This is a genomic window from Massilia sp. GER05 (genome assembly GCF_052056005.1).
Taxonomy (GTDB): Bacteria; Pseudomonadota; Gammaproteobacteria; order Burkholderiales; family Burkholderiaceae_D; genus Telluria; species Telluria orientalis.
In genome coordinates this window covers 3654560-3667782 of the sequence record NZ_CP178858.1, presented here as the reverse complement: position 1 = coordinate 3667782, position 13223 = coordinate 3654560, and the positions used below count along the sequence as shown (strand labels likewise).

The following is a 13223-nucleotide window of genomic DNA, read 5'->3' as shown; positions in this document are numbered from 1 at the left end:
TCTGGTGGGCGGTGCAGAATTCGAATCTGCGACCCCTTGGATGTCGACCAAGTATTCTAACCAGCTGAACTAACCGCCCGTATGCCGCTATTATAAGGGGATCGGACACAATTCTGCAAGGACGCCGGGTATACTGCCGCCTGTTTTCCGATTCCCTCACTTTCATGTCCGACCAAGCCGGCTCCTCCGCCCACCTCCACGCCCACCTCGACGGCGACGCCCGCCACGCCCACACGATCGAAGGCCGCAGCCAATGGGCGATGGCCATCGCGCTCGGGCTGACCCTGCTGTATGCGCTGGTGGAGGTCGTCAGCGGCTTCCTGTCGAATTCGCTCGCACTAATCTCGGACGCCGGCCACATGGTCACCGACGCCGCCGCCCTTGGCCTCGCCCTGCTGGCCCAGCTGATCGCGCGGCGGCCGCCGTCCGCGCGCCATTCGTTCGGCTTCGTGCGCGCGGAGGCGCTCGCCGCCTTCGTGAACAGCCTCGCGATGCTGCTGCTCGTCGGCTGGATCGTCTACGAAGCCGTCCAGCGCCTCGCGCATCCGGAGCACGTGGGCGGCAAGACCGTGCTGATCGTCGCGGCGATCGGCGCCTGCATCAACATCGCCGTCGCATGGGTGCTGTCGCGCGACGAGCAGAGCATCAACACGCGCGCGGCCCTCGTCAACGTGCTGGGCGACCTGCTCGGCTCCATCGCCGCCATCGCCGCGGGCGCCGTCATCCATTTCACCGGCTGGGTGCGCATCGACCCGATCCTGTCGATCTTCGTGTCGCTGCTGATCCTCAAGTCGACCGTGAGCGTGCTGCGCGAGTCCTATCACTTCCTGATGGAAGGCGTGCCGCACCAGATCGACTACCTGAAAATCGGCGCCGACCTGGCGGGCATTCCGGGCGTGCGCTCCGTGCACGACCTGCACGTGTGGGACATGTCGCCAGGAGAACCCGCGCTGATCGGCCACCTGGAAATCGACGACCTGAACGCCTGGCCCGACGTGCTGCGCGCGGTCAAGATCATGCTGCTCGACAAGCATGGCATCGACCACGTCACACTGCAGCCCGAACTGCGCGACTGCTCCGACACCCTGTAAGCGGGTTCCGACCCGGCCTCGGGTCACGCGCCGATAGCCCAGCCGCAGCCACCCTGCGGATAATCGGCACATGCCTACCTCCACCGAACTCGCCACCGCGCACGTCTACGACACGCTGATCGTGGGCGGCGGCCCGGGCGGCCTGACTGCCGCCATCTACCTGCGCCGCTTCACGCGCAACGTCGCCCTCGTCGACAAGGGCAACAGCCGCCTGCGCCTGATCCCCGTCTCGCACAACTATCCCGGCTTCCCCGAAGGCGTGCCCGGCCACATCCTGCTGGGCAACCTCGCATCGCAGCTGCAGCGCTACGGCGGCAGCGTGATGCCGGGCGAGATCGTCGACCTGCGCATCGAGGACGGCCTGTTCGTCGGCGACTACCAGCCCGACGGCATCGATGACATCGTGCGGATCCGCGCCCACACGGTGCTGCTGGCGACGGGCGTCGCGGACGCGGGCCTCCCGATCGAGAACTGGCGCGAGGCCGTCGCGTTCGGGTCCGTGCGCCTATGCCCCGTGTGCGACGGCTTCGACGTGATCGACAAGCGCATCGCCGTCGCGACGTCCGACGTGAACCCGGTCGGCCACGCGCTGTTCATGCGCACGTTCAGTGCGGACGTCACCCTGTTCGAACGGGGCTCGCCGTCGATGCTGGGCGCTGACGACCGGCGCCGCCTCGACGCGGCCGGCGTGCGCATCGTCGATTCGCCGCTGCTGTCCGTCACGCTGGACGCATCGATGAAACCCGTGCTGCACACGGAGGATGGACAGGACCACGAGGCCGACGTGTTCTACCCGATGCTGGGCGAGAATGCCAGATCGGGCCTCGCCGCGAAGCTGGGCGCGCGCACGGCGCAGTGCGACGAGATCGTCGTCGACGACCACCAGCAAACGACCGTGCCCGGCCTGTACGCGATCGGCGACGTCGTCGTGGGCCTGAACCAGATCGCCGTGGCGGCCGGCCAGGCGGCGCGCGCGGCCGTGCGCATCCACAACCAGTTGCCGCCGGCGCTGCGGCCCGCTCGCCCGCACCTGGAAGCGGCGCCGGGCACCAGCGCCCACCCTTGTATTATCCTTCTGAGCAATTTGCTTACCTGAGGGGCACCTCAGGTTCTGAGCAGCTGGATGCCGAGCCCACCCTTTGGCACGAGCCAGTTTCGTAGATTTCGCACCAGCTGCTCTCCCTCGTTCGAAGATCGGACAGTATCTTTGGCCCGGCTAGCCGTGAGCCCGTATTTCGCAAGGTGGATCAGAAGAGGATATCGATGCAAGAGTGGTACCTGGGAATTGACGTTGCCAAGAAAAAGCTCGACTGCGCGCTGCGCCAACCGGACGGCAAGCACAAGCATAAGGTTTTCGACAATACGCCCAACGGATTTAAAGAGTTACAACAATGGATTTGCAGCTTTGACGTGCCCCAGCTTCACGTCTGCATGGAGGCTACCGGGGTGTACTGGGAAGCCGTCGCCGAGTATCTGGCGAACCATCAGTACGTGGTCAGTATCGTCAATCCGGTGCAGATCAAAGCGTTTGGTGCGTCGCGTCTTGTCAGGACCAAGACTGACAAGGTCGACGCGAAGTTGATCGCTGATTTCTGCAAGGAGAGTCGGCCGGAACCGTGGAAGGCCCCGTCTTTGCAAGAACAAGAGTTACGGGCCATGGTGCTGCGCCTGGACGCTCTTCAGGAGATCCGGACTCAGGAAAGTAATCGTCTCGAAGTGGCGCGTGAAGCCGTCAAGGACGGCATTACATCCCATATCGTCTGGCTTGACGAGGAAATCGCGCATCTCAGCAAGAAAATTCGCGATCACATCGACAGCGATCCCGATTTGAAGGACCGGAAAGCGCTGCTGGACAGCATTCCTGGCGTCGGTGAACGTACGATCGCATTGCTGCTGGCTTTTTCGCTCGCTCCAGGCCGGTTCGCGAACGCCCGACAGGTGACTGCCTATGCCGGGCTCGATCCGCGGCATCATGAGTCAGGCAGCAGCGTTCAAGGAAAGACACGCATCTCCAGGGTCGGTCACAATCTGATCCGGAAAGGCTTGTACATGCCGGCTATGGTCACGTTGTATCGAACGAACTGGGGAAAGCGCTTCCTCGCTCGTCTGTCCAGCGCTGGAAAAAAGCCCATGGTCATTATCGTCGCCATGATGAGAAAGCTGCTTCATGTCGCCTTCGGCGTGCTGAAGTCCGGACAAAAGTTCAATCCAGACCTGCACGCCGCTTGACCGGGATAACAGTATCTACCCGGGCAACAGGTCGCGGATGATCTCCGTGAGCCGCTCGACCGACAGCGGCTTGCCCAGGTGGGCATCGAAGCCGGTGGCGCGGGCCTGGGCGATGTCCTTCTCGCGCGCCAGGCCGCTGACGGCGATGGCCGGCAAGTGCGCATGGCGCGGCAGCGCCCGTGCCGCCTTCAGCAGCGCGTAGCCGTCCATGTCCGGCATCGAGATGTCCGAGATCAGCAGGTCGACGTCGCGGTCGGCGAGGATGGCGAGGGCTTGCAGCGCGCTCGTCGCGCCGGTGACGAGCGCGCCGTGCATCTCGAGCAGCGTCCGGCACGTCGTCACGACCTCCTCGACGTCGTCCACGAGCAGGATGCGCACGCCGGCGATATCCTGGCGCGGGCCGCCCTCCCCGTCGTCCGCGCGGATCGCGCCCGTTTCCGCCAGCGGCAGCCAGACGGTGAACCGCGCGCCCTTGCCGACGCCTTCCGAAAACGCTTCGACGCGGCCGCCGTGCAGGGCGACGATCTCGCGCACGAGCGCCAGGCCGATACCGAGGCCGCTCTTGACCCGCGTCGTCACGGACGCCGACTGCGCGAACATGTCGAACACGCGCGGCAACTGGTCAGGCGCGATGCCCTGACCGGTGTCCGCCACGTCGATGCGCGCCGCGTCGCCGTCGCGGACGAGCCGTACGGCGATCGAGCCGCCCGGCGGCGTGAACTTGAGCGCATTGCTCAGCAAATTCATGACGGCCTGTCCGACGCGCACGCTGTCCGCCATCACGTGCAGCGGCGTGCCGTCCGTCTCGATGCCGATGGCCAGTTCGCCGCTGCCCGGACCCGCGCGCACCGCGTCGACCGCTTCCTGCACGAGCGGTTCGAGGTCGAGCGGCGCCATCGACAGGGTCAGCTTGCCGGTGCGTACGCGCGACATGTCGAGCAGGTCGTCGATCAGCTTCGCCTGGCTCATGACGGCATTGCGGATCACGCCCGTCGAGCGGGCCACGGCCGGCACCTGGCGCAGTTCGGGCAGGCGCGCCAGCAGCTCGACGTTGATGTGGATGAGGTTCAGCGGGTGGCGCAGCTCGTGGGCCATGATGGCCAGGAATTCGTCCTTCAGGGCGACCGCGTTCTCGGCGTCGCTGCGGCCGCGCTGTTCGGAGCTCAGCGTCTGCTCGCGCTCGCGCTCGTGGCGCACGCGCACGGTCTCGTCGCGCGCGATCATCGCGTAGCCGGAATACTCGCCGTTCTCGATCTGCGTGATCTCGCCGCTGCAGAACAGCTGGCTGCCGTCCTTGCGCACGTGCCAGCGTTCGTTCAGGGCGCGGCCGTTGCGGCGCGCGCGTTCCATCTCGTCGGCCGGGGCGCCGCGCTCGCGGTCCTCGGGGAGGAACAGGAAATCGAGGTTGCGGCCCGCGACCTCGTCCTCGCGGTAGCCGAACATGCGCTCGGCGCCGCGGTTCCAGCTCGTCACGCGGCCGTCGCGGTCCATCGTGATGATCGCGTAATCCTTCGTGCTCTCCGCCACCAGGCGCATGCGCGCTTCGCCCGCGCGCAGCTTTTCCTCGGCCTCGCGCCGCCCCGTGATGTCGAAGAAGGTCATCACGGCGCCTTCGATGCGGTCTTCCGTCGTGCGGTACGGCAGCAGCCGCACGATGTAGTAGCGGCCGTCGTGGCTGCGCACCTCGCGCTCGACCATGCGCAGCGTATTGAACGTGAGCGCCACGTCGTCCGCCAGTTCCTTGTAGTCGAGGCGGTGCGTGAGGTCGAGCAGGGAGCGTCCCATGTCCGACGGGATGATGGAAAAGATGTCCGCCGCGCGCGGCGTGGAGCGCTTGATGCGCATGGCACTGTCGACGAAGATCGTGGCGATGTCGGTCGACGCGATCAGGTTGTTCAGGTCGTCGTTCGCCTTCCCCGTCTCCTCGACCTTGATCTTGAGCTCGTAGTTGACGGTGATGAGTTCCTCGTTCACCGACTGCAGCTCTTCCTTGCTCGTCTCCAGTTCTTCCGTGGCCGAGCGCAGTTCCTCGTTGATGGCTTGCAGTTCCTCGTTGGCGGCACGCAGCTCCTCGTTCGACACCTCGGCATGCTCGATCGTCTCCTGCAGCTGCTGTTTCTTGCGCTGCAGTTCCGCTTCGAGCTGCGACAGGACGACGTCGTCGCCGCCCTCGCGCCCCTCGCTGCCCGCCATCTCCAGGCTGAGCTCGACCTCGGAGAACATCACGAGCAGGAAGTCCTGGTTCGCCTCGTCGTCGTGGAACGGCCGCACCGTCACGCTGACGATGCTCGGCCGGCCGTTGCGCGCGATCGACACCTGGCGCCCTTCCACGCTGACGCCCGAGTTCTGCACCTGGTACAACGCGCTGCGCAGGTCGATGCGCAGTTCGGGCAGCACGAGCGCGAGGATGTCGCGCGACGGTTCGCCGCCCACGAGCCGCATGTATTGCGCGGCGCGCTCGGACATGTGGACGATGTTGTGGTCGAGGTCCACGACGACGCTCGGCGGCGCGAACTGAGCCAGCGCGCGTTGGTGCACGTCCGCCAGCGACGCCTGGCGCCGCGCCGACGCGGCCAGCGCGCGCGGCTCCGGCAGGTTCAGGTGCGCAGGCGCCGCGTGCTGGGCGCGGTGGTACGGCAACGTGCGCACGGCGGCGCGCGAGCGGTAGATGCGGTTCTTCTTGTCGACGGGGATGAACAGCTCGTCGACGGATTCGGCCGACTCGGACGACCCGAGGAACAGGTAGCCTCCCGGCTTCAGCGCGAAGTGGAACGTCTCCAGCACGCGCTGCTGGATGTCGCGGTTCAGGTAGATCAGCAGGTTGCGACAGCTGACCACGTCGATGCGCGAGAACGGCGGATCGCGCAACAGGTTGTGCACGGCGAACAGGATGCGGTCGCGCACCGCCTTGCGGATCTGGTAGCGGTTCTCGTCGCGCGTGAAATGCTGGCGCAGCCGGGCCGGCGTCACGTCCGTCACGATCGACGTCGGGTACGTGCCGGCGCGCGCGATGGCGATCGCATGCTCGTCGATGTCGGAGGCGAATACCTGGTAAGTCGGCGGATGGGGCATGAGGCTCGCCTGGTCGGCCAGCAGCATCGCCAGCGAATACGCTTCCTCGCCGGTGGCGCAGCCGGCGACCCACGCGCGCACCTCGTCCGTGGGCTTGCGGTCGCGGAAGATGGCCGGCAGGACGTCGCGCTCCAGCGTCTCGAAGGCCTCGCGGTCGCGGAAGAAATTCGTCACGCCGATCAGCAGGTCGTTCAGCAGCAGCTTGTGCTCGCCCACGTCCGCTTCGAGCAGGCGCAGGTAGTCCGGCAGCGAATGCACGGCGCGCACCTGCATGCGGCGCTCGATGCGGCGCAGCACCGTAGCCCGCTTGTACTGCCGGAAGTCGTGGCCCGTCTGCGCGCGGAGGAGGCCCAGCACGCGCTGCAAGGCCTGTTCCGCGTCCGCGCTTTCGTCGAGTTCCGTCACGGCGGACGCGGGCAGGTCGGCCGGTCCGGCGGGCGGCAGCTCGATCGCGCTGGCGTTCTTCCACAAATCGACCAGCTTCTGCGGCATCTCGACGACGGGCAGCACGAAGTCGACGAGCCCCGTGCCGATGGCCGCGAGCGGCATGCCGTCGTGTTCCGCGTCGCCCGGGTGCTGGACGAGGATCACGCCCCCCATTTCCTTGACCCGGCCGATGCCGACGGCACCGTCGCCGCCCGTGCCGGACAGCACGACGGCCAGCGCCCGTTCGCGCTGGGCCTCGGCCAGGGTGCGGAAGAACGCGTCGATGGCGATGTGCTGGCCGCGCGGGCGCTGCATCTCGGCAACGGTCAGGCTGCCGTCCATCATCGTCAGCTGCTTGCTCGGCGCGATCACGTACACGTGGTTGGGCTCGATCTTGACCGTCTCGACCACCTGCAGCACCGGCATGCGCGTGGCGCGCTGCAGCAACTGGTCGGCATTGCTCTGGTGCTTGGGCGACAGGTGCAGCACGACGACGAAGGCCATGCCGTTGTGCGCCGGCATCTCTTCGAACAGCCGCAGCAGCGCGGGCAGGCCGCCGGCCGACGCGCCGATGCCGACGACCGGGAACGGCAGGGAGGGGGCGCTGGGCGATGTTTCGGCGGCGGCTGCGGTGTCGAGCATGTCGGACATGGGGTCGGTTGGCGGCGATTGAGGAACCGGCAGTCTAAACGATGGCGGGTGTTCCGGACAGCCGCGCGCACCTCGATCGCGCAAAAGATTGGACTGCCGGCAGCGCCGAAAGTTTGACCCGGCCGCTGCCGATATAATTGCCGGATGAAAAGGACCATTCCCCTGCTGCTGCTGTTCGCATGCGGCGTCGCCGGCGCCGTGGATGACGCCCTCGTGCTGCGCTGCCGCGCCCTCCCCGATACCGCGAGCCGGCTGGCCTGCTACGAGGCGCTGCCCGTGGCACCGCCGGCCGAGCAGCGCTTCGGCGGCAAACGCCTGGAACAGAAGGTCGACGACGAGCCGGCGGCGATCCGCAGCACCGTGCGCGGCCGCCTGGACGGCTGGCGCCACGGCACCCAGCTCACCCTCGCGAACGGCCAGGTGTGGCGCGTCGTGGACGACATCGATGCCGTCCTGCCGGACCTCGTGGATCCGGCCGTGCGCATCGAACGGGGCGCGCTCGGCGCCTATTACCTGCAGCTGGAAACGAACAACAACGCGGCGCGCGTCATCCGCGTCAGGTAGGGTGGGCCCCCCCCGTGCCCACGCGAACGCTTGCGGCATGCTGGCGTCACGCGTGGGCACAGGGGTGCCCGGCCTACCGGGCCAGTATGCTGGCGTCACGCGTGGGCACAGGGGTGCCCACCCTACTGGGCCAGTTCGATGCGGCGGCGGATGCCTTCCGCCGCGGCGGTGTCGCCTGCCGCGCGGGCACGCTGTTCCTGCACGCCCAGCCACGCCAGCAGCGGCCGGCGCCAACCCTGGCTCGATGCCGTGTCGACCGCGGCGCCGATGTCCGCGGGCGTGATGCGCCCCGCCTTCAGCAGCGCCCCGGCCGCGACGAGCCGCGCCAGCGGATCGGCGACGCCGGCCAGCGAGCCGCTCGCGACGACGGCGCGGTGCTGCTCCGGCAGCAGGTTCGTTTCCAGTCCCTGCCAGCGGCCGTCCAGGTAGGCGGCATACGCGCGCTGGGCCGGCGTCGCATCGTGCGCGACCGCCGCGAAGCCGGGGCACTCGTAGTCGAGCGCCGCCGCCTTCACGCCGCAGCGTACCAGTTCCGCCTGGGCGACGATGTCGAACCGCCCCGTGCTGGCGCTCGCGCGGCGGGCGCGCGCGAACTCGGCGTCGGCGGCGCCAGAGTCCCCGCGCAGGAAATCGTCCGTGTAACCGTCCAGGGAACTCTTCGCATCGCCTTCCCAGGCGGGCGGCTGCGGCTTGCTGGCGCAGCCGGACAATACGAGGAGCGCGGCAGCGATAAGAGGCTTGGTCATCATGGCAGCTTGATCTCCGTGTCCTGCTTGAACGGCCATTTGCGGTTGATCTCGTCGACGAGGCGGTTCACCTTGCGCAGGCTGGCATCGACCTCGCCGCGCAGCCGGCCCAGGTCGTCGGTGGCCGCGTGCGCGTTCTTCGCGACGGCCTGCGCCTCGGCCAGCACGCCGTCGGCCTTTTGGAGTGTCCCGCGGGCGTCGGCCAGCAGGCCGTTCAATTCGCGGATCGCACTCTGCGCGTCGTCCATCACGCCCTTCTTGCCGAACACGCGCTGGTCGGTCTTCGCGAGCAGCGCGTCCACGCGGTGCAGGGTCTGCAGCAGCTTTTCCGCCTCCGCGTCGCCGCCCAGCGCCGTGCCCAGCACGCCGTAGCGGCCGGACAGGCGGCCGGACAGCGCGTCGACGTTGGCCAGCGTGTTGCCGATGTGGGAATCGACGCGCGTCATCGTCTCCAGGTTTTCCAGCAAGGTACGCGCCGTGGCCATCAGGCGCGGGATCTCGGCCGCCGCGTCGCCGCGCAGCACGGGCCGCTGGGCGTGGTCCGGCAGCGGCGGGTCCGTCAGCACGCCGCTGTACGCGCGCAGCCGCGTCTCGCCGACGACGCTGCTCTCGAGCGTGAACACGCTGGTCGTGCGCAGCCATTTCGCATCGTTCTGCGCGATGTCGACGAGGATGTTGACCTTGCCGTCCTTGCCCAGCTCGACCTGGCGCACGCGCCCGATGGGGAAGCCGGCGAACGTCATGTCCATGCCCGGGATGACGCCCGAGGAATCGTCGGCGACGAGCACCAGTTCCTGCGTCTTCTCGAACACGCCGCGGGCATACATCACGTACAGGAAGAACGCCACGATCAGCGCGCCGATCAGCACGAGCAGGAACAGCGCCTTCGCTTCCACGTGTTTCGGTTCGTCGGGAGGGATGTCTTTGTCGCTCATCGTATGAATGTCGTTAGATGTATTTGACGGCCAGCGAACTGGCCTCGATCAGCAGCAGCACGAACAGCAGCCGCAGCGCGCCCGGCTGCACGTTCGTGTGCAAGCGGCGCGGACGGCGCAGCAGTTCCAGGATGGCGGCGCTCGGGATCACCGCCACCGCGAGCCCGAACAGCACGGTCTTGAACACGAAGCCGAGCGTCACCGTCGGGTCGAACACGCGGCCCACCGTGCGCGTGTAGTCCGGCAGGCCCCACGGCGACAGGCCGTACACGTTCAGGTACGCGAGCACGAGCACGATGACGCTGCTGACCATCGCGAGGCTCAGCACGGAAAACGCGTTGGCGATCACCTGCGGCACGAGGTCGCGGCGCAGGCGGCGCAACGTCTCGGCCGTCGCTTCGCCGGCGGGCACGCCGCTGCGCGCGAGGCCCATGGCACCGGCATCGAAGGCCATGCCGGCCCGCAGCGCGGCGAACATCGCGGCCGACAGCGGCAGCAGTTCCAGCACGAGCACGCGCACGACCATTTCCAGCGCGTAGCGCGACAGGCCGTAGCTCTGCGCCGTGACGAGCACGATGCGGATGATGACGAGGCTGACGAGCGCCGTCAGCACGGTGAACCAGGGCAGCACCTGCCACGTGCTCGCGTAGATGTAACGCGACGTGGCGAGGCGGTTGGCGCGGTGGTACGTGGACGGCGTCAGCGCCATCACGAGCGCCACGGCGCCCAGGTGCAGCATGGACCACCAGCTGGCGATGTAGCGCGCGGCCACGTGGCCCCAGTAGCGCGGTTTGACGTACAGGAGGGAGGTGATCGGCATGGTCAAGTTGGGCGGGCACCCCGTGCCCACGCGAACGTTCGCGGTGTGTCGACAGTACGCGTGGGCACGGGGGCGCCCACCCTACGTTCTCCTCGCATCCTGGACACCCTTCACCTCGGCGATCGCCGCGAGCGCCTTCTGCAGCTGCCCGGTCGAGCTGATCTCCGCCGTGAACACCATCTTCGCGGTCCCCTTGCTGCTCTGCGTGTTCACGCCGATCACGTTGATCTTCGAGATCGCGAGCACTTCCGAGATGTCGCGCAGCAGGCCCTGGCGGTCGGCCGCGAGGATGAAGATATCGACCGGGAACACGGTCTCCAGGCCCGTCGTGCCCCATTCCGTCTCGAGCACCCGTTCCGGATTGCGCGCGGCCATCTCGGCGAAGTTCTTGCAGCTCGCGCGGTGGATCGACACGCCCTTGCCGCGCGTGACGAAGCCCATGATCGGGTCCGGCGGCGCCGGCTTGCAGCAGCGCGCCAGCTGCGTCATGAGGCCTTCCGTGCCGACGACCAGCACGCCCGACTTGGCGCCCTGCTCCACGCTCGACGCGCGGCTCTTGTTGACGACGGCTTCGTCCGGCATCGGGGCCGCCGGCGCCGCGTCGTGCAGTGCGGCTTCCACGTGGCGCAGGCTGAATTTCTCCTTGCCCACCGCGATGAACAGGTCGTCGACCTTGGCAAACCCCAGCTTGTGCGCCAGCGTATCCAGGTTCACCGCGGTCTTGCCTTCGCGCTGCAGCGACTTTTCGACGAGCGCGCGGCCGTGGGCCAGCGTCTCCGCCAGTTCGAGCGCGTGGAACCAGGCGCGGATCTTCGACCGCGTGCGGCTGCTGACCGTGTAGCCGGGGCTGAGCCAGTCGCGCGACGGCCCCTGGCTGCCGGCCGGCCCCTTCGCGGTGATGATCTCGCACGTCTGGCCGTTCTTCAGCTGCGTGTTCAGCGGCACCATCACCCCGTCGACCTTGGCGCCGCGGCAGCGGTTGCCCACCTCGCTGTGCAGGTGGTAGGCGAAGTCGATCGGCGTCGCGCCGACCGGCAGCTCGAGCACGCGCGCCTGCGGCGTCAGCACGAAGATGCGGTCGTCCAGCGTCGTCGATTTCAGCTTCTCGACCCACTCGCGCTGCAGCTCTTCCTGCCCCGTGACGGCGCTCGCGACTTCCGTCTTCCACGCCAGCAGCTGGCGCAGCCACGCGATCTTCTCGTCGTATTCCTGGCTCTTGAAATTCGAGCCGCCTTCTTCCTTGTAGCGCCAGTGCGCCGCGACGCCGTACTCGGCGAAGTTGTGCATCTCCTGCGTGCGGATCTGCACTTCCAGCGGGCGCCCGTCCTCCGCGGTGACGACCGTGTGCAGCGACTGGTAGCCGTTCGGCTTCGGGCGCGAGATGTAGTCGTCGAATTCCTTCGGGATCGGCGTCCAGATGTTGTGGACGACGCCCAGCACGGTGTAGCAGGTCTTGATGTCGCCGACGATCACGCGGAACGCGCGCACGTCGTACAGCTCGGAGAAATCGAGCTCCTTGCCGCGCATCTTCTTCCAGATGCTGTAGATGTGCTTCGGGCGGCCGAACACTTCGGCCTCGATGCCGGCGGCCGCGAGTTCCTTCTGCAGGCGTTCGATCGACGACGCCACGAAGCTTTCGCGCAGCATGCGCTTCTCTTCGAGCATCCTGGCGATGCGTTTATACGTGTCCGGCTCCATCATCCGGAACGACAGGTCTTCCAGCTCCCATTTCAGCTGGAAGATGCCGAGCCGGTTGGCGAGCGGTGCGTACAGGTCGAGCACCTCGCGGCCGTAGTTGCGCGTGACGTCGTCGAAGCGCTTGTGCTCCGCGAAGTAGCGCAGCGTGGTCACGCACGAGGCGAGGCGGATCAGCACGACGCGCATGTCGCTGGCCATCGCCAGCAGCATCTTGCGCAGGGTTTCGACCTGCGCCATGGCCTCCTGGGCCGCATTCTTGCCGCGCCCGACGGGGGCCTGGGCCGCCGTCAGGTCGCGCAGGCGGATCAACTGGTGCACGCCGCGCACCATGTCCGCCACTTCCTTGCCGAAGCGCTCCTCGAGCGCCTCGGCCACGCCCGGGTCCACGATCGCCAGCTCGAACAGCAGGCCGGCGATGCGGGTCTCGGCATCGCTGCGCAACAGCGCGAGCGTGCCGGCCACGCCCAGCGAGAACTCGAACGCGCTCTGGCCGGTGCCGGCCGTGCGTTCGACATAGCGCTCGGCCGCGAAGTCGAGCGCGCCCTTTACGCGCGCGCAGTCGTCGGGGCCGAGGCCATGGACCAGCTGGGAGGTGGCGTCGCCGAGCGCGACAATCGATACCATCGCGTGTGCTTACGCCTGGGCGGCCACGACGACGATTTCGACCAGGCCGGCCGGATCGGCCAGCTTGGCTTCGACGGTGGCGCGCGGCGGCGTCTGGCCCGGCACGACCCACGCTTCCCACACGGTGTTCATGGCCGGGAAGTTGGCCATGTCGGTGATGTAGATCTGGGTCGAGATGATGCGGCTCTTGTCGCTGCCGGCTTCCGCCAGCAGGCGGTCGATGTGACCCAGCACTTCGCGCGTCTGGCCGAGGATGTCCTGCGTCGTGTCGCTGGCGACCTGGCCGGCCAGGTACACCGTGCCATTGTGGATGGCGACTTCGGACAGTCGTTTGCCTACGTGCAGTCGTTTGATTTCCATGCTTTTC

The 13223-nt window shown here is 67.5% G+C and carries 10 protein-coding genes and 1 tRNA gene; 4 read left to right on the top strand and 7 right to left on the bottom strand.

What is annotated here, in order from left to right:
- Positions 1-2: 2 nt before the first annotated feature.
- Positions 3-79: transfer RNA gene (locus ACL58G_RS16515), tRNA-Val, on the bottom strand.
- An 85-nt stretch (positions 80-164) separates the two neighbouring features.
- Here ACL58G_RS16515 and ACL58G_RS16510 point away from each other — a divergent pair.
- From ACL58G_RS16510 to ACL58G_RS16500, 3 genes are all read left to right on the top strand, one after another.
- Positions 165-1091: a cation diffusion facilitator family transporter gene (locus ACL58G_RS16510; protein WP_413338898.1), complete on the top strand. Its 927-nt coding sequence runs from the start codon at positions 165-167 to the stop codon at positions 1089-1091.
- Between the two features lie 70 nt (positions 1092-1161).
- Positions 1162-2187, top strand: coding sequence for an NAD(P)/FAD-dependent oxidoreductase (locus ACL58G_RS16505; protein ID WP_440962485.1), 1026 nt, complete (start codon positions 1162-1164; stop codon positions 2185-2187).
- Between the two features lie 167 nt (positions 2188-2354).
- On the top strand, positions 2355-3320 hold the full coding sequence (locus ACL58G_RS16500) for an IS110 family transposase (RefSeq protein ID WP_413381204.1): 966 nt from the start codon (positions 2355-2357) through the stop codon (positions 3318-3320).
- 15 nt (positions 3321-3335) lie between these two features.
- On the opposite strand, the gene ACL58G_RS16495 is transcribed toward ACL58G_RS16500, so the two are convergent.
- Entirely contained in the window at positions 3336-7469 is a 4134-nt protein-coding gene (locus ACL58G_RS16495) for a CheR family methyltransferase (protein WP_440962484.1), read from the bottom strand.
- Positions 7470-7613: 144 nt separating this feature from the next.
- On the opposite strand from ACL58G_RS16495, the gene ACL58G_RS16490 reads away from it, so the two are divergent.
- Positions 7614-8033, top strand: a complete 420-nt coding sequence (locus tag ACL58G_RS16490) for a hypothetical protein (protein WP_440962483.1) — start codon at positions 7614-7616, stop codon at positions 8031-8033.
- A gap of 122 nt (positions 8034-8155) precedes the next feature.
- On the opposite strand, the gene ACL58G_RS16485 is transcribed toward ACL58G_RS16490, so the two are convergent.
- The 5 genes from ACL58G_RS16485 to ACL58G_RS16465 form a co-directional block, all read right to left on the bottom strand.
- Positions 8156-8782 (bottom strand): hypothetical protein, encoded by a 627-nt coding sequence (locus ACL58G_RS16485; protein ID WP_440962482.1) that lies wholly within the window; start codon positions 8780-8782, stop codon positions 8156-8158.
- A complete protein-coding gene (locus ACL58G_RS16480) occupies positions 8779-9714 on the bottom strand; it encodes an MlaD family protein (protein WP_440962481.1) in 936 nt (311 codons plus the stop codon). The genes ACL58G_RS16485 and ACL58G_RS16480 overlap by 4 nt, the downstream gene beginning before the upstream one ends.
- 13 nt (positions 9715-9727) lie before the next feature.
- Complete coding sequence (locus ACL58G_RS16475) at positions 9728-10534, bottom strand: ABC transporter permease (protein WP_440962480.1); 807 nt, start codon at positions 10532-10534, stop codon at positions 9728-9730.
- 81 nt (positions 10535-10615) lie between these two features.
- Complete coding sequence (locus ACL58G_RS16470) at positions 10616-12856, bottom strand: RelA/SpoT family protein (RefSeq protein ID WP_440962479.1); 2241 nt, start codon at positions 12854-12856, stop codon at positions 10616-10618.
- A 9-nt stretch (positions 12857-12865) separates the two neighbouring features.
- The gene (locus tag ACL58G_RS16465; RefSeq protein ID WP_036228482.1) at positions 12866-13216 is read right to left on the bottom strand and encodes a RidA family protein; all 351 of its coding nucleotides are present in this window, start codon (positions 13214-13216) and stop codon (positions 12866-12868) included.
- Positions 13217-13223: the final 7 nt, after the last annotated feature.

What these genes read in the sequence shown, in the direction of transcription:
- ACL58G_RS16480 (WP_440962481.1), bottom strand. Translation starts at nt 9,714, where the DNA reads ATGAGCGACAAAGACATCCCTCCCGACGAACCGAAACACGTGGAAGCG.
- ACL58G_RS16485 (WP_440962482.1), bottom strand. Translation starts at nt 8,782, where the DNA reads ATGATGACCAAGCCTCTTATCGCTGCCGCGCTCCTCGTATTGTCCGGC.
- ACL58G_RS16500 (WP_413381204.1), top strand. Translation starts at nt 2,355, where the DNA reads ATGCAAGAGTGGTACCTGGGAATTGACGTTGCCAAGAAAAAGCTCGAC.
- ACL58G_RS16495 (WP_440962484.1), bottom strand. Translation starts at nt 7,469, where the DNA reads ATGTCCGACATGCTCGACACCGCAGCCGCCGCCGAAACATCGCCCAGC.
- ACL58G_RS16490 (WP_440962483.1), top strand. Translation starts at nt 7,614, where the DNA reads ATGAAAAGGACCATTCCCCTGCTGCTGCTGTTCGCATGCGGCGTCGCC.
- ACL58G_RS16465 (WP_036228482.1), bottom strand. Translation starts at nt 13,216, where the DNA reads ATGGAAATCAAACGACTGCACGTAGGCAAACGACTGTCCGAAGTCGCC.
- ACL58G_RS16510 (WP_413338898.1), top strand. Translation starts at nt 165, where the DNA reads ATGTCCGACCAAGCCGGCTCCTCCGCCCACCTCCACGCCCACCTCGAC.
- ACL58G_RS16475 (WP_440962480.1), bottom strand. Translation starts at nt 10,534, where the DNA reads ATGCCGATCACCTCCCTCCTGTACGTCAAACCGCGCTACTGGGGCCAC.
- ACL58G_RS16505 (WP_440962485.1), top strand. Translation starts at nt 1,162, where the DNA reads ATGCCTACCTCCACCGAACTCGCCACCGCGCACGTCTACGACACGCTG.
- ACL58G_RS16470 (WP_440962479.1), bottom strand. Translation starts at nt 12,856, where the DNA reads ATGGTATCGATTGTCGCGCTCGGCGACGCCACCTCCCAGCTGGTCCAT.